Below are 19,051 nucleotides of genomic sequence, written 5' to 3' on the forward strand. Positions count from 1 at the left end.
AGCCGCAGCGGCTATGGTTAAAAGAGCAGCACGCCTTTTAACCTGGAGGAGCGAATGAACGATAAAGAGAGCGCCGCGCTGATTAGCGCGCGGCTGGCATTGACTGCGCAGCGGCGTACGCAGACCCGAACCGCGCTGGCAGCGGGTGAACCGGCAGAGCCGGATCGCGCACGCGCGCAGCGCTACGCCTTTCAGCAACATCTGCGTCAGGGCGTTATCACCGGCGAAAGCAACGATCTGTTGCCGATCGCCTTCTTAGAGCAGGGGATAACCTGCGCCCGCGCCGTGGCGCTGCTGCGAGAAGACGGCATTCCCAGGGGCTGCGGTTTTATGACGCACGGCGGGCTCTTTATCACTAATCATCATCTGCTGCCGCAGCCGCCCGCGCAGGGGCGCGTCACGCTGCAGTTTGGCTGGCGGCGAACAGAAACGGGCGAACTGGTCGACGGCGTAACTTATGTCGCCGATGCGGAGCGTTTTTTTCTTACCAGCCCGACCGATGAGCTGGACTGCACCCTTATTGCGCTCGGCGAGATAGTGGCTGGCGGCGGCGAGGCGCCGCAGCCGCTGGCGCTGAACGATCGCAATGATAAACATGCGCTGGGCATCAGCCTTAACCTTATCCATCATCCCGGTGGCGCGCCGCAGCAGATTACGCTGCGTAATAACGCCCTGCTGGCGCGTCACGAGCAACTGCTGCACTATGCGGCCGATACCGATAGCGGCTCTTCCGGCGCGCCGGTGTTTAACGACGCGTGGCAGCTGGTCGCGCTACACCACGGCGGCGTTGAGAGCGATGACGGCTGGGTGAATGAAGGGATCCGCATCAGCGCCATTATCGACTGGCTGAAGGGCGAGCTGCCGCAGCTGCCCGCGGCGCAACAGGCACAGCTGATGCAGGCGCTGACCGTCAGTGAAAACGCGGCTCCGCCGATCGCCTCCGCTGCCGCGCCGGAGACCAACTACGGCAATCGCGACGGTTTCCAGCCCGGTTTCCTCGACGGCGAGGCGATCGATCTGGCCGCCATTATCGCGCCGCGCGCCGCTGAAGTGGCACCGCTGCGCGACGGTCGGCAGGGTGCGGAAGCGAAACTTGATTATCAGCACTTTTCGCTGCTGATGAGCGCCGAGCGGCGACTCGCCTTTTTTACCGCCACCAATATTGACGGTGCGCGCTATATCTCCATCGATCGCGGCAACGGCCAGCCGTCGCTGCTGGAAGAGGGGGACCGCTGGTACGAAGACAGCCGCATCGACAGCCGCTACACCACCGGTCAGGCCTTTTACAGCGAATACAGCCGCTGGTTCGATCGCGGACATCTTACGCGTCGCAGCGATCCCACCTGGGGAACGGCGGAAGAAGCGGTACGCGCGAATAAAGATACTTTTCATTTCACCAACTGTTCGCCGCAGCATTTTCGCTTCAACCAGAGCCTGCAGTACTGGCAGGGCGTGGAGCGCTATATCCTTGAATCGGGCGTGCTGGAGTCGAAGCGTAAGGTCAGCGTGCTGACCGGGCCGGTGCTTAATGACCAGTGGCGGCAGTATGCTGAATGGCAGGTGCCCTTGATGTTCTGGAAGGTGGTGCTGCGCATTAACACGGCGGGCAAGCCGCAGGCGACCGCTCTGCTGGTCAGCCAGGCGGATCTGCTGGATGAGCCGCGCCGCGTCCTGCCACATGCACAGGACGCGCCTCGGCCCAATGTCGATGAGTACCGCGTTACGGTCAGCGCGCTGGAGAAACTGACCGGGCTGAACTTCGCCGCTTTTCGCGACTGGGAGAGCTGGAAACCGGATGAATCGCTGCTGGCGCAGCCGCTGCCGGCAAAACTGATTACGACGTGGGAAGATTTACTGTAGCCGACGCGCCTGTTGCGTCCTGCAAGCCCGCACAGCCCGCTTTACGCGGGCTTTTTTCACTTCTTTTCAGGTAAATTCGTTGTACCTTCAAACCGTTACGCTTAGCACTTCTCCTTGCGATTCTGTGATGGCTGCTACACTTAGGGCTCGAGGCTGATAACGATTCAGCTCCATTAACGACAGTGAAAGAGTCACGAAAAGGAGAGAACGTATGACAGATCGTCCACAACATCCTCAGCAGGCGCAGCAGCAGGAATGGCCCGGCAGCATCCTGAAAATGGATCCAAAACCCGATCATGGTGAAACCAGCTATCAGGGTTCTGGCCGCCTGAAAGGCAAAACCGCCATTATTACCGGCGGCGATTCCGGCATCGGTCGTGCCGTCGCCATCGCCTACGCCCGGGAAGGCGCGGATGTCGTGATCTCCTACCTGGACGAGCATGAAGACGCAAAAGATACGGCGAAACTGGTGGAAGAGGCGGGCCAGCAGGCGCTGCTGATCGCAGGCGACGTCACCGAAGCGGAGCATTGCCGCAGCATTGTGGCGCAGACGGCCGAGCGTTTCGGCAAGATCGATATCGTGGTGAATAACGCGGCTTTCCAGATGACGCGTATGTCGCTGGATGAGATTAGCGATGATGAATTCGATCGCACGATGAAAACCAATCTCTACGCCATGTTCTATATCTGCAAGGCGGCGGTGCCGCATATGCCTTCTGGCGGCGCCATTATCAATACGGCTTCGATCAACGCCGACCAGCCGAAACCGAAGCTGATCGCCTACTCCGCGACCAAAGCCGCTATTGTTAACTTTTCTGGCAGCCTTGCAGCGCTGCTGGCGGAGAAAGGCATTCGCGCCAACGCCGTTGCGCCCGGTCCTATCTGGACGCCGCTGATCCCGTCAACCATGCCGCCTGAACAGGTGGAAAGCTTTGGTGGCGAAGTTCCGCTGCAGCGCATGGGACAGCCTGCCGAGCTGGCACCTGCCTACGTTATGCTGGCCAGCGACGAAGCGAGCTACATTTCTGGCGCAACCATTGCGGTCACAGGCGGTGTCGCGGTTATCTAAATCTGCGTAAGGGAGAAATATGAACGCTTATCCTTTAAAGCTGACTACGCCGCTCGCCACCCATATTTTTGGCGGGCAGCGTATCAGAGAGCAGTTGGGAAAAGCGGGTCTGCCTGAGACGCGCATTGCGGAAAGCTGGGAAATCAGCGACGTTGACGGCATGATCGCCAGCGTCACCAACGGCGAGCTGGCGGGTCAGACGCTGCGCCAGCTCACCGAACGTTACCCCGACGAAATGGTCGCGCCTGGCTGGCGCGGCCCGCACTTCCCGCTGCTGAGCAAATTTATCGACGGAACCGGCATGTTGCCGGTTCACCTGCACGCTAACGACGCGCTGGCGCAAAAGCTGGAGCAGCAGCCGAACGGCAAAACCGAAGCCTGGCATATTCTGTGGGCCGCGCCAGATGCGACCTGCCTGCTGGGCGTACGCGACGGTGTGGACAGCGCCCGACTCAAGGCGGCGCTGCTGGCGCAGGATTATGATGCGGTGATGCACCGGGTGCCGGTAAAAGCGGGCGATACTTTTTACGTGCCAGGCGGCATGCTGCACAGCTTTGGTCCCGACACGCTGATTTATGAAATTGAGCAGACCTCCAATATCCAGCAGCATGCGATGCCATGGCAGATGGAGGATGGCGCGCGCCTCTCTCAGCAAGAGTGGGAAAAAAATATCGATGCGCTGCTGGAGGAGCTGCGGCCGGAGCTGCGCTGCACGCCGCAGCCGGGGCTGACGCTTGAGAAGGGCGGTCTGACGCGGCTTTTCTGCTGCGCCGGCCCCTATTTTGCGCTGGAACGCTGGCGCTTTAGCGAGCCGCAACGTTTCAGCTTCAGCCGCGCGCGTATTGTTTCCAACACTGGCGAGCCGCTAACGGTGGAAGCGAACGGTGTCAGCGTGACGCTGGGCCGCGCCGAGTCGCTGCTGCTGCCTGCTGCGCTGGAGGAGGTGACGCTGCACGGCGCTGGCGAGCTGCTGATAGGCTATGTGCCCGATCTGACGCGCGACGTTGTCGCGCCGCTGCGGCAGGCGGGCTATAGCGAGACAGCCATAGCGCAGCTGGGCGACATCAACGGCACCCTGATATAGGAGGTTTTATGCTGCCATACAGCTTACAGGGAGAGGGCGAAACAACATTTGTGCTGATGCACTATCTGGGCGGCTCGCACCGCACCTGGTTTCCAGCACTGCCTTATCTCGATCGCGCTTCCCGCTGCGTGGCGTTAGATATGCCGGGCTTTGGCGACGCAACTGACATCAAAGATTATGATGTGGCCTCAATGGCGAACCAGGTCGATGAAACCCTCCGCCAGTTGCAGCTGAAAAGGGTGATCCTTGTCGGTCACTCCATGACGGGGAAAGTGGCGATGGCGCTTGCCGCCCGACAGCCTGACTATCTGCAACGGCTGGTGCTGGTGGCGCCGTCGCCGCCTGGCCCGCAGCCGATGAGTGAACAGGATCGCCAGACGCAGGCGGAGTATCAGGGAACGCGTCAGCAGGCGGAAAGCTTTGTCGACGGTGCCTGCTCCGCACCTCTGCCGGATGTGCTGCGCGAGGTGGCGATTGCCGATGCGCAAAGCGCCGCGCCTGCCGCCTTTCACGCCTGGGCGCTGCACGGCAGCCGGGAAGATCTGCGCGAGCAAATCGGCCGCCTTGAGCTGCCCGCCATGATGGTGCTGGGCAGCGAAGATGGCAACGTGCCGGGCATTGAGACGCAGCGGGAAGTGATGCGCACCCATCTGCCGCAGGGCGAGCTGGAGATTATCGACGGCGCCGGCCATCTGCTGCCGATGCAGACCCCGCAGGCGCTGGCGGAGCGGATGCTGGCGTTTGCGCGCCGCGAACTCTGAGTCTGTTAGCGGCAAAGTCACCACAGCAAAAAGCCCGCTCAGGTTTCCCTGAGCGGGCTTCTTTAATATGGCTCCTCTGACTGGACTCGAACCAGTGACATACGGATTAACAGTCCGCCGTTCTACCGACTGAACTACAGAGGAATCGTTTCGATGGGGCGCATATTAATGGCCGCGCTCCGGCGTGTCAACAGCGAAAAACACATTAGCATTCAACTGGCTAGCTTTGCAGCAATGCGATCGCGGATTAAGCGGAATGCGGCGAATTTTGCGCAAAACACGGCAGCGGATGCTGGCGATAGAACTGGCTCAGGTGGCGGTACATCGCCGGAAAGCGCTCAAACAGCAGCGCCGGCGCGGTAAAAAAATATTCGGACAGCACGGCAAAACACTCGGCGGGATCGCTGGCGGCATAAGGATCGATAGTCGCGGCCTGTTCGCCGACCAGCTCAACCTCATTTTCGATTTCTTCCATGGCGGCGCGCAGATCTTTTTCCCACAGCGCAACATCACGCAGCGCCATCACCGGTATGCCGCTGGTGTAGCCGCGGCCGCGTGCGTCCAGCTTGTGCGCCACTTCGTGGACCACCAGGTTATAGCCGGAGAGATCGAACGCATCCTGAAGGTCGAGCCAGTTGAGCACAATCGGACCCTGCGTCCAGCTCTGTCCGGCATGGACGGCAGCGGCGTGATGCACCAGGCCCTGTTCATCTTCCCAGCTGTCGGCGACTTCAAAAGGTTCTGGATAGATCAGCACGTCGTGAAAGCCGTCGAGCCACTCCAGCCCCAGCTTCAGCACCGGCAAGCAGAAGAGCAGAGCGATGCGCGCGCTGCGCAATTCATCAAGCTCGACATTCTGCAGCGGCACCAGTCTCTTTTGCTGCAGGAAACGCTGCGCCATGGCGATCAGCGCCTGCTGCTCATCCTCGTCCAGCCAGCTAAATACCGGCTGCGCCAGCCCCTGTTGCCAGGGCAGCTCGACAAAGGAAGCGCGGTTATCGTTTTTCCACGGCCATTTAAACATTGCAGTACTCGCTGACGGATTCCCCTCGCGACCCTGACGCGCCAGAAAAAATGCCAGCATCCGAAGCGGTCGCTGGCACCTTGATCTGGCTGCAGGGATGAAAGCTGTCTATTCAACCGCTTAGCATGCAATTTGTCTGTGATTCAGCCCGCAAAGCGATGTTAATTGCGCTCGACGCGCGCAAATTCAATCACCCAGACCCAGGGGTTGACTTCCCAGCTGGTGGCACCGTACTGCTTCTGCCACGCTTTGCGGTAGGCCTCTTTAGGCGATTCCGCATTCATATTCATGGTGAAGAAGTTATTCAGGAAGTGCGAATCGGTCTGCACGCCTTCAGCCATAATGTCATCTTCGCTGATATCCTGGATCTTCTCCGCACGTACAGCGGTGATTTGCAGGTTGATGCGGCTGGCCCAGCGCGGCATATGGATGGCGGTCTGCCAGCCGAACTGATCGGCTTCCGGTCCGCCCTGGCTATGATGCCCCAGCTCGTTGTTATCGGCGCGGTACTGGCAAAACGCGGGCAGGCGGAACGGCGACGGATCGCGTTCATACTCTGCCAGATCGCTTTCAGGCACGATAGGTCCACGCCAGGTCTCGCGCACCCACAAAATATCGCCCGGCTTGCCATAAGGGCAGTGCTGGCTGATATCGGCCATCGACATAAGCTTGTAGCCGTGCAGATGGTTAGCGTTAACGTCGAAAGCGTGTACGCCTTCATGATGATCCTGACCTGGTCCGAAAGTCTGCGTTTTCATGATGCGCCGGGTCTGGGTTTGCTGGCCAACCAACAGGGCGCGAACCCGCTGTTCGGAAAAAAGAATCGGCCGTTCTTTCATTGATTACCTCTGAATATAAATAGAACCCGGTTGACACACATTCAATCGCTGTCTTGCGCCTGCGCTCAGCCGTGATGACTTTACATCAATCTGCTTAACAATTTGTCGCCTTACAGTAACGGCAACACAACGATTTGCCTTTAGGAAAAAGCGAAAATGCAAAAAACGCACCAGACCGAGTCTACTAAGTGGTCCCTTACCTGGTATAACCCGAATACAGTACGTTATATCGGGCGTTTTTGAAACCTTTTCAGATTCTTTAACCTTCACAAAGCGCAGATATACTGATTCATCCTGGACGATACTGCCGCTGGTTGTACATGTAGAAACGAACTCAGCGAGGCCGTTTCGCCTAATATTAATAAGATTTGCTTAAGATAATTGATATGGGTTAATGCTGAAAGTTTGTTAAAAACTGGGATAGTGCTTGAATTAGCGCTATAACTCGATCCCGGTCTCATTTTTTTTCGAAACCGGTTTTATCACAGCGAATTTAAACCACCCTGTGTCAAAAATTTGTCATCAGCTACTCGGTAAGATGACGTCCCACTGCGTACGGTCTGATGTAAAGACCGATACCCAAACATTAACAGGGAGATAAGCCATGTCGCTCTCACTCTGGCAAACGCGCTTCGAAAGCTGGTTTCAGATTAACTGGGTTCATGATGACAAGGCGCATGATATCGCCCATTTGCGCCGCGTCTGGATGAGCGCCCAACGCATTATGGCAGGTAGCGACGCCAGCCCGCTGGTGGTTCTGACCGCCTGCTACTTTCATGACGTGGTAAACCTGCCGAAAAATCATCCCGAACGCCATCTGGCTTCTACTTATGCTGCAGAAGAGACCGCACGCATCCTGACGCAGGATTTCCCCGATTTTCCCGCCGCGCTGATCCCGGCGGTAAGCCATGCGGTTAAAGCACACAGCTTTAGCGCCGCCATTGCGCCGGAAACCCTGGAGGCGAAGATCGTTCAGGATGCCGATCGTCTCGAATCGCTGGGTGCCATTGGCCTGGCGCGCGTGTTCTACACGGCCGGCGCGCTTAATCGTCCGCTGTTTGACAGTGACGATCCGCTCGGCAAAATGCGCGAGCTTAACGATGTAAACTGGACGCTCGATCACTTCCAGAAGAAGCTGCTGCGGCTGCCGGATACGATGCAAACCGAAGCGGGCAGGGCGCTGGCGCAGCATAATGCGGATTTCCTGGTGCGCTATATGGCCAAGCTGTGCGCGGAGCTGCAGGGCAACCTCACCAGCATCGACGAATCGGTGCTGCGCGATTTTAGCCCTATACGCGCCTAATATTAAATTTTTATGACAGTCTGTTAAACGTTAGTGACTTCCGCTACGTTGTGGATAAATAACGAAGGGAGTAACGGAATGACTGATACGGTAAATTTGACGATTAAGATTGATCCGGCGCTGAAGGAGCAGATTAAACAGCTGGCGCTGGAAAATCAGATCTCAATGAGTCAGGAGATTGTTCAGCGTCTACAGGAGAGCCTGTTGCCGCCCACCGCATCGGCGGTAGATAACCAGGATACGGAAGAGACCGCGTCAAACGCCTTTTCCGCGGATGAGGTTAAGCAGCTGCGTGCTCTACTGAAGAAACAGAGCAAGAAGAAGAAATAAATAAGACCCGTCGCAAGACGGGTTTTTTATGGGCGTTATTCGGGCGTATCAGATGCGGAACTGCTGTACGCTCTGCGCCAGCCGCGCTGCCTGCTGCTGAAGCGTATCAGCCGCGCGCTGCTGCTGCGTGCTGAGTCCGGCGCTGGCCTGCAGCGTCTCATCCAGCTTATGGATCTCGGCGGCGATATGGCTGACCCGCTTGCTTTGCGCCGTTGCGTTCTGCTGAAGCGCCTGAAGCTGCCCGGCGATAGCGGCCACGGCGCCGCTGATGGTCTGAAACAGCTTCTCCAGCACCTTAACCTTGTTAAAACCCTGCGTGACATGCTGTTGCGTATGCTGGATCAACCCGTCGATGCGCTGCGTCGAACCGCTGCTCTGGCTGGAGAGCATGCCGATCTCTTTCGCCACCACGGAAAAGCTGCGGCCGTAAACCCCGGCGTGCGCGGATTCAATCGCCGCGTTAAGCGCCAGCAGGCGCGTTTGCAGCGACAGACTCTCCAGCATCTCCACGATACCGGCGATATCTCCTGAGGCGTCGACAATCTGACGCATCTGCGTCTCCATCTCATCCACCCGCGAAACGCACTGCTGCATCAGCGTATCGGCATCGTACGCCTGCTGCGTCGCCTGCTGCGATACCTGCGCACTGGTTTCCACCTCTTCCGCGACGCGACGCAGCCGCTGCGACAGATGGGTGAAACTGGCGTTCTGCGCCTGATGCTGCTCGCTGACGCGCGCATTATGCTGCTGCATCTCGCCCGCGCCTGCCGCCACGCTGGCAGCAATGGTATTAATCTCATGCACGATATGGCGTAACCCCTGACGCATCTCCGCCATGGCGCTGAACAGCTGCTGCGTTTCTCGCGCCTGTAAGCGTCCGGCGGCGGGCGGCGACAGCAGATCGCCGGTCGCAATTTGCTGTAGCTGGTGGCTGGCGTGACGCAGCGGCGTAATCACGCCGCGCGCCAGCAGCACACCGCCAGTAATAAGCAGCGAGAAGAGCAGCGCGCTGACGATGAGCGACAGGTTGCGGCTGTGCGTCATGCTCTCCAGCGTGCTGTGGTTAACCGCGCCGAGCTCTTTGTTTGCCGCGTCGATTTCAGCGAACCAGGCGTCATTGAACTGTTGCTGATAGGCCTGCATCGGCACCATAAAAAAGGCGTCGATCTGATTATCCTTTAATCCTTTCAGCTGTTCTTCCAGCCCTTGCGCCAGCAGGGTAAAGCCCTGCGCCAGCGGGCTGTTGTCCGCAGCGTGATAGCCAGCAAAAAGCGTTTTCGCCTGCTGCAGCGACGCGCTGGCGCTGTCGGCCAGGCTTTTCCAGCTGTCTACCGAGCCGCTCTGCTGGTCCTGCATCAGATAGATACCGGCGCGATGGCTGTCGTCGCTGGCGGTCAGCAGTTCAATACGCGCTTTATCAAGCAGGGCCAGCCTTTCCCGTAGCGACGCAGTCTCTACCAGCGCGCTTTGCGTATGATTAACCTGCGCAGTGAGCAGCGTAACGCCCAGCGCCTGCAGCAGGCAGAACAGGATAACAAACAGGGTGAAGTTGCCGCGCAGACTGCTGAGCCAGCCGGGAAGCCCCGGCTTACGCAGACGAAAACGGCGTTTAAGAAGAGTGATGGAGGACATAGCGCAACCCGAAAATAAAAGCGAGTATTCGCCGGTTGCGTGACAACTTTGTGACAAAGGGCGCATTGCTGGAAAAACAGCATAATGCGCGTTACTAAGCTAAACTCTGGTCCTGTTACGCGTTATTTAACTGCCTGATAATAGGCAGCAGCAGCTGTGCCACGGCGGCGAAAACCGGCACCACAACCGAGTTGCCGAACTGCTTATAGGCCTGCGTATCGGAAACCGGAATGCGGAACTGGTGCTCGCCTGGCGCTTCGAAGCCCATCAGGCGCGCGCATTCGCGCGGCGAGAGGCGACGCGGCCGACGCGCCATATTTTCCGCATTGCTGAAATCCGCTTCGCCCAGCGCCTGATCCCAGCCGCGATCGATGAGGATTTCCGAACCATCTTTATAATAGCGAGCCGACAGGGTACGTACACAGACGTCAGCTTTACGCGGATCGTTCAGCCCGAAGCCAAAGCCGTTGCCTTTCGCTTTGTGTTTTCTGGCGTAGTCGTAGAGGTAACGCCACAGCTGCGCGGAAAGAATATATTTCTCCTCTGGCTCGGGTTCCAGCAGGCTTTGCAGGCTCGGCACCGCGGACGGATAGTGCTGCTGGATCTGACGCAGCGACAGCGCTTTGCTGAACGGATAGTCACGGCGGATGCCGACCAGCACGATGCGCTCTCGGTGCTGGGGCAGGAAGTGGCGCGCGTCGATAATCTTCGCGTCCGGCGCGTCGGCATCGGCGTCTGCCACGTCGTAACCCAGCTCATCCAGCGTCGCCATAATGACGGCAAAAGTGCGGCCTTGATCATGGCTTTTCAGGTTTTTAACGTTCTCCAGCACGAAGATCGGCGGCTTTTTAGCGGCGATAATGCGCGCCACGTCGAAAAACAGCGTACCCTGGGCTTCGCACTCAAAGCCGTGCGCGCGGCCCAGCGCATTCTTTTTGCTGACGCCTGCCAGCGAAAAGGGCTGGCAGGGAAAACCGGCCAGCAGCACCTGATGATCGGGGATCTCCGCGTCGATATGGCGATAGATGGCTGCCTCGTCGCGCAGACCTGCGGGCTGGGTGATGTGCCGAATATCGGTATTGAAGCGGTGCTCCTGCGGATCGCTGTAGTGATTCGCCTTGTAAGTGCGCACTGCCTCTTTATTCCACTCGCTGGTAAAGACGCATTTTCCGCCGATGGCATCGAAACCGCGCCGGATGCCGCCAATGCCCGCAAAGAGGTCGATAAAGCGAAACTGCGGGTTGTCATAATGGGCGGGACGCGCAGGCAGCAGGCTGCGCAACAGCGTTAATTCGCCTTCGCTCAGCGGCGGCAACGCGCTTTTGTTTTGCCGCAGCCGCGTCAGCTGCTGCGGCGTCCAGTCGCGGAAGCCCGCCTGATGGAATTTCGCCGCTAAATCGCGCGCGGCATAAATCGCCAGCACCTGGCGCATCAGGTCAGCGGTTTCGCTATCGGGAGAGAGCAGGGGAGAAGCGGGTTCCGTCATTGCGGTGGCGTCATCGGCAAGCATGCGTTTTTCCTTAACTGTGAACGGGCTATGCTAACACTCCTCTGGCTTCGAAGAAATTGGCGGTCGATGCCTAATGGCCGGCTGCATGACGCATCGTCGGGATTTTACCCGCCGGTCGCCGCCTCGTTAACCGCAGCGGAGGCTTTCGCTTTTATTGAGTCCGACTAAAGTTGATAGATAGGGCAAAAAGGAGACGCCATGGCCGATGTACACTCCAGCACGACCCGCAGCAAAAATATGCGTGCGATACGCCAGCAGGACACCGCCATCGAACTACGGGTGGCGCAGCTGTTAAAGGATCGCGGTTTTGCTTACCGCGTTCAGGATAAAAACCTGCCCGGCCGTCCCGATTTCGTTCTGCTTGAGCAGCAGGCGATTATCTTTGTGCACGGCTGTTTCTGGCATCACCATAACTGCTATCTCTTTAAGGTGCCGGCGACGCGCACGGAATTTTGGGTCGGCAAAATCAACAGCAACGTAGAGCGCGATAACCGCTATGTGCGGCAGCTGCAGGAGAGCGGCTGGAAAGTGCTGATTATCTGGGAGTGCGCGCTGCGCAATAAGCTGCGGCTGAGCGACAGCGATCTGCAGGAGCGACTGGAGGAGTGGCTGCTGGCGATGGACCAGAGCGCGGAGATCGATCACAACGGTATTCAGCACTATCGCCCGCGTTGAGGCCGCCTTGCCTTGTCGACTTTGCCGGGTTAGATTTCGCCTTCCCCCGCGAGCAGGAGTTCTGGATGAGCAGTATTAAACTGACGGTAAAACGCCTCTATCAGCTGCGCGACGAGCGCATGGTCAATGCTCATGCGACGGCGCGCGTCTATGTCGGCGACACGCTGGTCGCGACGGAGGAGATTACCGGCATGACGGAAAGCCCGGTCAGCAAATACCTGCATGCAGGCGAGCTGTCAGGCGCGGTCCGCGTAGAGTGGGAGTGCGACGGCATCGCTGAGATAACCGCCGCGATGCTGGAGCGCTGTCCCTGTTGTCAACATAACGAACCGGAATAAGGAAGAGATTTTGGCAGGATCCAGCTTACTGACTTTATTAGATGATATTGCAACACTTCTGGATGATATTTCCGTCATGGGCAAAGTGGCGGCGAAAAAGACCGTTGGCGTGCTGGGCGACGATCTGTCGTTAAACGCGCAGCAGGTAACGGGCGTAAAGGCCAATCGCGAACTGCCGGTCGTGTGGGGCGTCGCGAAGGGCTCGTTTCTTAATAAACTGATCCTGGTGCCGCTGGCGCTGCTGATTTCCGCTTTCGCGCCCTGGCTTATTACGCCGCTGCTGATGATAGGCGGCGCCTACCTCTGCTATGAAGGGGTGGAAAAAGTGCTGCACAGTTTGCAGCATGATAAGCAGGAGAAAAGCCCGGAGGCGCGCCAGCAGCGGCTCGATAAGCTGGCGCAGCAGGACCCGCGCGAATTTGAAAAGAACAAGGTCAAAGGCGCCGTGCGCACTGACTTTATTCTTTCCGCGGAGATCGTCGCCATTACGCTCGGCATCGTTTCTGACGCTCCGTTGCTGAATCAGGTATTGATCCTCGCCGGCATCGCCATTCTGGTGACCATCGGCGTGTACGGCATCGTCGCCGCTATCGTGAAAATCGACGATCTCGGCTACTGGCTGAATGAGAAATCTTCGGCGGTCGCGCAGGGCATCGGTCGTTTTCTGCTGGGGTTCGCCCCCTGGCTGATGAAAATTCTCACGGTGGTCGGAACCCTGGCGATGTTTCTGGTCGGCGGCGGCATTATCGTGCATGGCCTGGCGCCGCTGCATCATCTGATCGAGGCGATCACCGGCGATATGAACGGGCTGGTTGCCAGCCTGCTCAGCAACGGCGCTAACCTGGTGCTCGGCTTTATCGTTGGGTCGATCGTGCTGTTGGCGGTGAATCTGATTGCTAAACTGCGCGGTAAATCGGTATAAAGCGCACTGCCATATGATGTGTAGTCTGAAGAGGAGACGCGATGAACGACGATATGTTTGAATTTGATATTGATGCCCAGCTGGAGCAGGCTGAAGCCAGAGCGGCGGAAAAGGTCAATGAAGTGCCGGACGATGCAGGCGACGAAGCGGATTGCGAAGGCTGCAAAATCTGATTTCAGCTCCTTCAGATGTTAAAAGCGGATAATAATTTTTATCCGCTTTTTTTATTTTCAACATATCTTACTGCTTTATTCTGAATTTACGCTTTTTTGCATGCCTTAACAGGCAGGATGTCCGGATGGCTGCTATAGATAGAAAGGTTCTGTTAACGGTCAAAAGGAGAATGCAAAATGAGCTTTACGATTAGCGATGAAGTTCAGCATAAAGAGGGCGGCCCCGCTATGGTTGTGACTGGCTATGCCAGCGGAATGGTAGAGTGCCGCTGGTATGACGGCTATGCCGTGCGCCGCGAAGCCTTTCATCAGGACGAGCTTAGCCACTCTGTTCCTGAATCACAGCTCGCCAGCTAAGCCCCATCCAACGGGGATGCTTTGTTCATCCCCCGTGACTTCCCGCATTTTCTGATCCACCACGCCTGCTATAATCGCCTGATCTTTGTTATTCGGAGCATCGTTGCTGATGGCTGTTTTGCCGCTCTCCGTCCGAACGTTACGCCCCGAGCTGCGTGTTCACCTCTTGTTTTTAGCGGTCTTTCTTTTCTCCTTTTTTCTGACCCTGCGCGAGCTCTATACACTGCATGCGAACTATGAAGATCGGCAGCGTGCCGCGCTGGTAGATATGCAGAACGGGCTGGAGAGCCAGTTTCAGGAGAGCATCGACGGGCTGATCTATTATCGCCGCATGTTCACTTACGCGCTGTCGCATCCGCTTGATGCCGATCACGGCCGGCGCGCGCTGGCGGAGTTTCATCAGCTGCGCCGTCAGCCCGCCTGGCAGCTGCGGCTCAATATGCCGCGCAGCATGCCGATAAACGGCGTCGGCGACAGCGGGCTGGCGCAGGATAACCTGCTGCAACGCGATCCGGCACGCCTTGACGGCGAGCTGCTCGCGGCGCTGGAGTTCAGCTTTATTATGCAGTTCAGCGATGCGGAGGCCGATTTCCATTCGCGCTTCTGGTACACCTCGCGCGCCGGTTTTTTTATCAGTTCGCGTCCGCCGCAGAGCCTGTCGGCGATTTCCGCCAGCTATGCCACCATCGTATCGCGTCCCTGGTTCCGTGCGATCTCGGCTCTGGCTTCTTCTCAGCAGCTACGCTGGTCCGGCGTTTATCAGGGCGCGAACGATGAGGGCGCGATGCTTACGGTCAGCACGCCTGTGTTTAGCGACGGCTACTGGTATGGCGTGCTGTCGATGGATTTTACCCGGCAGCGTATCGCCAGGTTATTGAACAGTATGCGCCACAGCGCGCTGCAGGGCAGCGTGGTGCTGCTGGACAAAGCGCAACAGCCCCTGGCGGCGCTCAATGCATCGGACGGTAAAGCGCTGAGCGACGGCGCGCGACAGCGGCTCTACGCACAAATGGCGCGTCAGCCGCAGGGCGCGCTGCGGCTGGAGAGTCAGTTTATCAGCTGGCGCAGGCTGAAAAACGTGGACGGCTACCTGCTGAATCAGCAAACGCTGGCGCAGGGGCTGCGGCAGGATTTGGGGCGCGCCATGCTTTTTATGCTCGCGATGTGGCTGCTGTTCATTCTGCTGCTGCTGGTGACACATCAGGTTATCGTTCGTCTGGTGCGGCGGCTGAGCCAGCTCTCTGCCCGGCTGGAGTGGCGCGCCAGCTATGACGGCCTGACGCGTCTGCTCAACCGCAGCGCCTTTTTTGAGCGCTTTGAGGCTGAGACGGCGCGCTGTCAGCAGCTCAATGCGCCGCTGTCGGTGATTCAGCTCGATATCGATCACTTTAAATCTGTCAATGACACCTGGGGCCATCAGGCTGGCGACCAGGCGCTGATGCGCGTCGCCGCGATTATCGCTCAGGCGTTGCGCAAAGAGGATCTGGCCGGGCGCGTAGGCGGCGAGGAGTTCTGCGTCGTGCTGCCTGATACCGGGCTGGCAGATGCGCAAAAGGTGGCGGAGCGTATGCGTCAGCGGCTGGCGGCCAAAACCATTCTGGTGAATGCCAGCCGCTGCTTTAGCGTGACGCTCTCCGCAGGCGTCGCCAGCAGCGAAGAGCAGGGGGATTACCAGGCGACACGCTTACAGGCGGAAGCGGACCGCCGACTCTACCTGGCGAAGAGTCAGGGCCGCAACCGCGTGGTAGCCGACGGTTAAACCTTGCCGTCGTTGTCCTCTTCCACCGCCTGATAGATACGCTGCAGAATATCGGGGAAGGCGGACTGGACCCGGCTCCAGCTGGGAATAAACGGCTTGTCGTTAGGGCGTTCAATAAACGCCTGCCCCGCTTCCAGAATCGACTGGGTAAACATTTCCACCGCCGCCTCTTCGGTGTGCTGATCGAACTTCAGGCCGTTCATCGCTGCCTCGTGGTTGTAGATCTCCATCATATCGAGCGCGTTGCGGTAGTAGGTCGCCTTCAGCACGCGAAAGGAGTCGCTGGTGAGCGGTACGCCCATCGTCGCCAGTTTGCGCAGCAGCGACTGCACGATATCGCTGCTCATACGCTTCAGGCCGCCGGTGCCGTCATCTTCAGCCAGCGGCTGATGTTTGTGGTCATAGTTGTCGGCGATCTCCACCTGGCAAGTCTGGCGCGTGGTGTAGTTGCGGTAAATTTCCGACAGCACGCCAATCTCCAGCCCCCAGTCGCCGGGAATTTTAATGCCGTTAAGCACATGGGTGCGCATGGCGAACTCGCCCGAGAGCGGATAGCGGAAGCTGGCGAGATAGTCGAGATACTCGGAGTGGCCATAGACCTTCTGCAGCGAGCGCAGCAGCGGACCCACCAGCAAGCGTCCTACGCGGCCATTAAGCTTGCCGTCGGCGACGCGCGCGTAAAAGCCTTTGCAGAACTCATACTGGAACGCCGGATTCGCCAGCGGATAGAGCAGGCGCGCCAGCATACCGCGTTCATAAGTGACAATATCGCAGTCGTGCAGCGCCACGCACTGGGTGCGATCCGACGCGAGCGTAAATCCGGTACAGAACCAGACGTTGCGTCCTTTGCCCGGCTGGGAGGGCGACAGCCCCTCTTTATCCAGCTCGGCATCAATCGCCTTCAGGCGCGGGCCGTCATTCCATAAAATACGGTGGCGCTGCGGCAGGCGCGAGAAAAATTCGCGCGCGTAGAGAAACTGATCGCGGTCGGCGCGATCGAGGCCAATCACGATCTCGTCGAGATAGGGCACTTTCGCCAGCTCATCGACGATATTTCCCAGCGCCGGCCCTTCCAGTTCTGAGAAGAGCGACGGCAGGATCAGCCCCATTTTGCGTTTGCGCGCAAAGCGCACCATCTCTTTTTCCAGCGACTCTACGCTGCGGTCGGTCAGATTATGGAAATTGGTAATCACGCCATTCTGATAAAAATCACTCATCGCGCTATCCTTTTGATAAACAGTGGGTGCGGCTTAATCTGGCTGGCTCAGAAAATAGTCAAGGCCTTCTTTCCAGCCTTCGGGGCCGTAATGCGCCGTATGGTAGATCTGCTGCGTATCTTGCCTGGTCAGCGAGACTGGCGTTTTGCTGTAGCCTTTGATCACGACGGCGTAGTCAACCGCATCCAGCATGGGTGCATCGTTGGGGCCATCGCCGAGGCCGATAGTGGTGGGGGCATGGTCGTACTGGCCGAGCAGCCAGCGCAGCGCTTCGCCTTTGCCGCTGCCTGTCGGCATCACATGCCAGAAGCGGCCGCCCTGCGTCAGCTGCAGCTGATGCTGTGCCAGCGCGGCGCGAAACGCCTCCAGCTTCTCTTCGTCATCGCGCCAGACAATCACTTCTGAGGCCTCTCGCTGACGCGCCAGCGTGGCTTCGCCTTCGGTAAGGCCGGTCATTGCCGCCACCTCAGCATTGCTGAAGTTGCAGAAACCCTGAAAGCGAAAGCGCAGCTGCAGCGTGCTGAGCGTCTGACAGATCGCGTCGTAGCCGGGGCTTTCAGGGGGAATGCGCACGCATCGTTGCGCTGACATCTGCACCAGCGCGCCATTTTCAGCAATAAAGGGAATACCTGTCAGGCCAATACGCTTTTGCAGCGGCACGATTTCAGCGGCGGTTTTACTGGAGCAGAGCACGACCGGCACCTGGTAACGCTGCAGTTCGGCCAGCCACTCTGCGGCGGCGTCCCAGCGGTAGGTATGGTGATCGAGCAGGGAACCATCCAGATCGGTGATGACTAACAGCGGCTGTTGCAAACTGGGCATAGCAGGCTCCTTGCGACATTAACTGGCGGATTTTCAGTATTATAGTTGATGAACGATTGCGCCTTCTTTTCGCCTGCCGCGCAGCACTTCCAGGATAATTCTTAAAAGGCAACGGTTAAGCGAGGCGGGATGCACAAAGAGTGCATGGACGAAAGCCGCTGGATTCAGGCTGTTCCCGGTAACTTAAGCGCGACTTCGGCGGGAAAAGCAGCAGGCTTGTGCACAGTGAGCGCTTGTCTTAACGCAGGGCAAGCGTACTCTGCTGAGGTGTCAAGAATTTCCTGGTGTAACGAATTAAGTGGTTGTTTACCCGGCGCTCCCTGCCGGGTATTTTTTTGCCGCGCGGTTAGCGATTCATTTCATTGCAGGTGCAGTCGCGAATATCCAGTTCATACTCATCTGCCAGCTCAATACTGCTTCCCCAGGCTCGGCCGCCGGTGCTGAGATGACGGCTGTTATCCGCCTCTGGAAGCGATTTAGGGGAGTCCTGCCTGCTGTCCTGCCTGCTGCCCGGCAGGCTTTCCAGCAGCGAGTCCACGTCGGGTGTTTCATCGTGCTGAAGATCGGTACCGCTTTTGTTTGTCTGTGCCATTATCGCTCTCCTTTTTAACAAAAGGATTTACAGGCTTTCTCCGACCACAAATTGCGGCGGATCGATTAAGTATAGCTGGCGGGCGAGGCTGGCGAATGAATCTGTGAAAGAGAGAAAGGCGGGTAAAAAAAAGCCCGCGCTGCGCGGGCAAAATCCTTGTTACTTTTAGGTTGACTGCCCCTTTGGGGTGGGGCAGTGCGGAAAGTGTAGAAGGTAGCCGTGTCAGAAGTCTTGTTGCGAAACGTAAAGAAAGCGAAAAAGTGCGCACTTACTTAAATTTACCTGATTTTTCCTTTCTAATCAGCCACATCGTCTATAGTTAGCAGCGAAGTTAAAACCTGACGCGACAAGGAGAGACCATGGATTTGTTACGCATCATTATCGCCATTATTTTGCCGCCGCTGGGCGTATTTATGCAGGTTGGTTTTGGCGGCGCGTTCTGGCTCAATATTTTACTGACGCTGTGCGGCTATATTCCCGGTATTGTCCATGCGGTTTGGGTAATTGCGCGTCGCTGAGGCGAGCCTCTTCGTTTACACTGATGCCAGGAAAATCATCAGGAGCAACGTGCATGAAGGTCAATGACCGCGTCACCGTGAAAACCGATGGCGGCCCGCGCCGCCTCGGCACTATCCTCGCCGTAGAGCCGTTTAATGAAGGCGTCATGTATCTGGTGGCGCTGGAAGATTATCCGTTAGGCATCTGGTTTTTTAATGAGGGCGACCATCCGGAAGGGATATTTGTTGAGCCTTATCTGGAGAAGTAAACGCGCTATTTACGCCTG

General features: G+C 57.8%; 21 protein-coding genes and 1 tRNA gene. 14 read left to right on the top strand and 8 right to left on the bottom strand.

Features of this window, described 5'->3' with window-relative positions; genetic code table 11:
- The first annotated feature begins 54 nt into the window (after window positions 1-54).
- The 4 genes from D7S44_RS07560 (at window position 55) to D7S44_RS07575 (ending at window position 4,774) form a co-directional block, all read left to right on the top strand.
- A complete protein-coding gene (locus D7S44_RS07560) occupies window positions 55-1,860 on the top strand; it encodes a DNA/RNA non-specific endonuclease (protein ID WP_120453531.1) in 1,806 nt (601 codons plus the stop codon).
- A 211-nt stretch (window positions 1,861-2,071) separates the two neighbouring features.
- Window positions 2,072-2,929 (top strand): glucose 1-dehydrogenase, encoded by an 858-nt coding sequence (locus tag D7S44_RS07565; protein ID WP_120453532.1) that lies wholly within the window; start codon window positions 2,072-2,074, stop codon window positions 2,927-2,929.
- Window positions 2,930-2,948: 19 nt separating this feature from the next.
- Window positions 2,949-4,013 (top strand): class I mannose-6-phosphate isomerase, encoded by a 1,065-nt coding sequence (locus D7S44_RS07570; protein ID WP_120453534.1) that lies wholly within the window; start codon window positions 2,949-2,951, stop codon window positions 4,011-4,013.
- A gap of 8 nt (window positions 4,014-4,021) precedes the next feature.
- Complete coding sequence (locus D7S44_RS07575) at window positions 4,022-4,774, top strand: alpha/beta fold hydrolase (RefSeq protein ID WP_120453536.1); 753 nt, start codon at window positions 4,022-4,024, stop codon at window positions 4,772-4,774.
- 68 nt (window positions 4,775-4,842) lie between these two features.
- On the opposite strand, the gene D7S44_RS07580 is transcribed toward D7S44_RS07575, so the two are convergent.
- The 3 genes from D7S44_RS07580 to D7S44_RS07590 all read right to left on the bottom strand — a co-directional run bounded on the left by D7S44_RS07580 (window position 4,843) and on the right by D7S44_RS07590 (window position 6,637).
- Window positions 4,843-4,918: transfer RNA gene (locus D7S44_RS07580), tRNA-Asn, on the bottom strand.
- A 103-nt stretch (window positions 4,919-5,021) separates the two neighbouring features.
- Complete coding sequence (gene mtfA / locus D7S44_RS07585; protein ID WP_120454195.1) at window positions 5,022-5,798, bottom strand: DgsA anti-repressor MtfA; 777 nt, start codon at window positions 5,796-5,798, stop codon at window positions 5,022-5,024.
- 161 nt (window positions 5,799-5,959) lie between these two features.
- The gene (locus D7S44_RS07590) at window positions 5,960-6,637 is read right to left on the bottom strand and encodes an ASCH domain-containing protein (RefSeq protein ID WP_120453538.1); all 678 of its coding nucleotides are present in this window, start codon (window positions 6,635-6,637) and stop codon (window positions 5,960-5,962) included.
- Window positions 6,638-7,241: 604 nt separating this feature from the next.
- On the opposite strand from D7S44_RS07590, the gene D7S44_RS07595 reads away from it, so the two are divergent.
- Together D7S44_RS07595 and D7S44_RS07600 are read left to right on the top strand one after the other, a co-directional pair.
- Window positions 7,242-7,940 (top strand): phosphohydrolase, encoded by a 699-nt coding sequence (locus tag D7S44_RS07595; RefSeq protein WP_120453540.1) that lies wholly within the window; start codon window positions 7,242-7,244, stop codon window positions 7,938-7,940.
- Window positions 7,941-8,018: 78 nt separating this feature from the next.
- Window positions 8,019-8,270: an Arc family DNA-binding protein gene (locus tag D7S44_RS07600; protein ID WP_120453542.1), complete on the top strand. Its 252-nt coding sequence runs from the start codon at window positions 8,019-8,021 to the stop codon at window positions 8,268-8,270.
- A gap of 48 nt (window positions 8,271-8,318) precedes the next feature.
- Here D7S44_RS07600 and D7S44_RS07605 read toward each other — a convergent pair whose 3' ends face one another.
- Both D7S44_RS07605 and dcm read right to left on the bottom strand, forming a co-directional pair.
- Window positions 8,319-9,902: a methyl-accepting chemotaxis protein gene (locus tag D7S44_RS07605; protein WP_120453544.1), complete on the bottom strand. Its 1,584-nt coding sequence runs from the start codon at window positions 9,900-9,902 to the stop codon at window positions 8,319-8,321.
- Window positions 9,903-10,017: 115 nt separating this feature from the next.
- A complete protein-coding gene (gene dcm, locus D7S44_RS07610) occupies window positions 10,018-11,412 on the bottom strand; it encodes a DNA (cytosine-5-)-methyltransferase (RefSeq protein WP_120453546.1) in 1,395 nt (464 codons plus the stop codon).
- A 198-nt stretch (window positions 11,413-11,610) separates the two neighbouring features.
- On the opposite strand from dcm, the gene D7S44_RS07615 reads away from it, so the two are divergent.
- The 6 genes from D7S44_RS07615 (at window position 11,611) to dgcQ (ending at window position 15,636) form a co-directional block, all read left to right on the top strand.
- Complete coding sequence (locus D7S44_RS07615) at window positions 11,611-12,087, top strand: very short patch repair endonuclease (RefSeq protein WP_120453548.1); 477 nt, start codon at window positions 11,611-11,613, stop codon at window positions 12,085-12,087.
- A 65-nt stretch (window positions 12,088-12,152) separates the two neighbouring features.
- Window positions 12,153-12,425, top strand: a complete 273-nt coding sequence (locus D7S44_RS07620; RefSeq protein WP_120453550.1) for a hypothetical protein — start codon at window positions 12,153-12,155, stop codon at window positions 12,423-12,425.
- A 10-nt stretch (window positions 12,426-12,435) separates the two neighbouring features.
- Window positions 12,436-13,347, top strand: coding sequence for a DUF808 domain-containing protein (locus tag D7S44_RS07625; RefSeq protein WP_120453552.1), 912 nt, complete (start codon window positions 12,436-12,438; stop codon window positions 13,345-13,347).
- Window positions 13,348-13,388: 41 nt separating this feature from the next.
- Window positions 13,389-13,520: a hypothetical protein gene (locus D7S44_RS23980; protein WP_257025846.1), complete on the top strand. Its 132-nt coding sequence runs from the start codon at window positions 13,389-13,391 to the stop codon at window positions 13,518-13,520.
- A 177-nt stretch (window positions 13,521-13,697) separates the two neighbouring features.
- The gene (locus D7S44_RS07630) at window positions 13,698-13,877 is read left to right on the top strand and encodes a YodC family protein (protein WP_120453554.1); all 180 of its coding nucleotides are present in this window, start codon (window positions 13,698-13,700) and stop codon (window positions 13,875-13,877) included.
- A gap of 109 nt (window positions 13,878-13,986) precedes the next feature.
- On the top strand, window positions 13,987-15,636 hold the full coding sequence (gene dgcQ, locus D7S44_RS07635) for a cellulose biosynthesis regulator diguanylate cyclase DgcQ (RefSeq protein WP_120453556.1): 1,650 nt from the start codon (window positions 13,987-13,989) through the stop codon (window positions 15,634-15,636).
- Here the strand turns inward: dgcQ and D7S44_RS07640 are convergent.
- The 3 genes from D7S44_RS07640 to D7S44_RS07650 form a co-directional block, all read right to left on the bottom strand.
- Window positions 15,633-16,853, bottom strand: a complete 1,221-nt coding sequence (locus D7S44_RS07640; protein WP_120453558.1) for a glycosyltransferase family protein — start codon at window positions 16,851-16,853, stop codon at window positions 15,633-15,635. The genes dgcQ and D7S44_RS07640 overlap by 4 nt on opposite strands.
- Window positions 16,854-16,886: 33 nt before the next feature.
- Window positions 16,887-17,675, bottom strand: a complete 789-nt coding sequence (locus D7S44_RS07645) for a mannosyl-3-phosphoglycerate phosphatase-related protein (protein WP_120453560.1) — start codon at window positions 17,673-17,675, stop codon at window positions 16,887-16,889.
- 346 nt (window positions 17,676-18,021) lie between these two features.
- Window positions 18,022-18,267 carry a DUF2525 domain-containing protein gene (locus D7S44_RS07650; RefSeq protein WP_120453562.1) on the bottom strand — a complete coding sequence of 82 codons (246 nt, stop codon included), beginning with the start codon at window positions 18,265-18,267 and terminating at the stop codon, window positions 18,022-18,024.
- Between the two features lie 359 nt (window positions 18,268-18,626).
- On the opposite strand from D7S44_RS07650, the gene D7S44_RS07655 reads away from it, so the two are divergent.
- Complete coding sequence (locus D7S44_RS07655; RefSeq protein ID WP_120453564.1) at window positions 18,627-18,785, top strand: YqaE/Pmp3 family membrane protein; 159 nt, start codon at window positions 18,627-18,629, stop codon at window positions 18,783-18,785.
- Window positions 18,786-18,838: 53 nt separating this feature from the next.
- The gene (gene dsrB / locus D7S44_RS23760) at window positions 18,839-19,033 is read left to right on the top strand and encodes a protein DsrB (RefSeq protein ID WP_179256392.1); all 195 of its coding nucleotides are present in this window, start codon (window positions 18,839-18,841) and stop codon (window positions 19,031-19,033) included.
- The last annotated feature ends 18 nt before the right edge of the window (window positions 19,034-19,051 follow it).

Source organism: Pantoea piersonii (assembly GCF_003612015.1).
Lineage (GTDB): Bacteria > Pseudomonadota > Gammaproteobacteria > Enterobacterales > Enterobacteriaceae > Pantoea > Pantoea piersonii.

What these genes read in the sequence shown, in the direction of transcription:
- D7S44_RS07560 (WP_120453531.1), top strand. Translation starts at nt 55, where the DNA reads ATGAACGATAAAGAGAGCGCCGCGCTGATTAGCGCGCGGCTGGCATTG.
- D7S44_RS07565 (WP_120453532.1), top strand. Translation starts at nt 2,072, where the DNA reads ATGACAGATCGTCCACAACATCCTCAGCAGGCGCAGCAGCAGGAATGG.
- D7S44_RS07570 (WP_120453534.1), top strand. Translation starts at nt 2,949, where the DNA reads ATGAACGCTTATCCTTTAAAGCTGACTACGCCGCTCGCCACCCATATT.
- D7S44_RS07575 (WP_120453536.1), top strand. Translation starts at nt 4,022, where the DNA reads ATGCTGCCATACAGCTTACAGGGAGAGGGCGAAACAACATTTGTGCTG.
- mtfA (WP_120454195.1), bottom strand. Translation starts at nt 5,798, where the DNA reads ATGTTTAAATGGCCGTGGAAAAACGATAACCGCGCTTCCTTTGTCGAG.
- D7S44_RS07590 (WP_120453538.1), bottom strand. Translation starts at nt 6,637, where the DNA reads ATGAAAGAACGGCCGATTCTTTTTTCCGAACAGCGGGTTCGCGCCCTG.
- D7S44_RS07595 (WP_120453540.1), top strand. Translation starts at nt 7,242, where the DNA reads ATGTCGCTCTCACTCTGGCAAACGCGCTTCGAAAGCTGGTTTCAGATT.
- D7S44_RS07600 (WP_120453542.1), top strand. Translation starts at nt 8,019, where the DNA reads ATGACTGATACGGTAAATTTGACGATTAAGATTGATCCGGCGCTGAAG.
- D7S44_RS07605 (WP_120453544.1), bottom strand. Translation starts at nt 9,902, where the DNA reads ATGTCCTCCATCACTCTTCTTAAACGCCGTTTTCGTCTGCGTAAGCCG.
- dcm (WP_120453546.1), bottom strand. Translation starts at nt 11,412, where the DNA reads ATGCTTGCCGATGACGCCACCGCAATGACGGAACCCGCTTCTCCCCTG.
- D7S44_RS07615 (WP_120453548.1), top strand. Translation starts at nt 11,611, where the DNA reads ATGGCCGATGTACACTCCAGCACGACCCGCAGCAAAAATATGCGTGCG.
- D7S44_RS07620 (WP_120453550.1), top strand. Translation starts at nt 12,153, where the DNA reads ATGAGCAGTATTAAACTGACGGTAAAACGCCTCTATCAGCTGCGCGAC.
- D7S44_RS23980 (WP_257025846.1), top strand. Translation starts at nt 13,389, where the DNA reads ATGAACGACGATATGTTTGAATTTGATATTGATGCCCAGCTGGAGCAG.
- D7S44_RS07630 (WP_120453554.1), top strand. Translation starts at nt 13,698, where the DNA reads ATGAGCTTTACGATTAGCGATGAAGTTCAGCATAAAGAGGGCGGCCCC.
- dgcQ (WP_120453556.1), top strand. Translation starts at nt 13,987, where the DNA reads ATGGCTGTTTTGCCGCTCTCCGTCCGAACGTTACGCCCCGAGCTGCGT.
- D7S44_RS07640 (WP_120453558.1), bottom strand. Translation starts at nt 16,853, where the DNA reads ATGAGTGATTTTTATCAGAATGGCGTGATTACCAATTTCCATAATCTG.
- D7S44_RS07645 (WP_120453560.1), bottom strand. Translation starts at nt 17,675, where the DNA reads ATGCCCAGTTTGCAACAGCCGCTGTTAGTCATCACCGATCTGGATGGT.
- D7S44_RS07650 (WP_120453562.1), bottom strand. Translation starts at nt 18,267, where the DNA reads ATGGCACAGACAAACAAAAGCGGTACCGATCTTCAGCACGATGAAACA.
- D7S44_RS07655 (WP_120453564.1), top strand. Translation starts at nt 18,627, where the DNA reads ATGGATTTGTTACGCATCATTATCGCCATTATTTTGCCGCCGCTGGGC.
- dsrB (WP_179256392.1), top strand. Translation starts at nt 18,839, where the DNA reads ATGAAGGTCAATGACCGCGTCACCGTGAAAACCGATGGCGGCCCGCGC.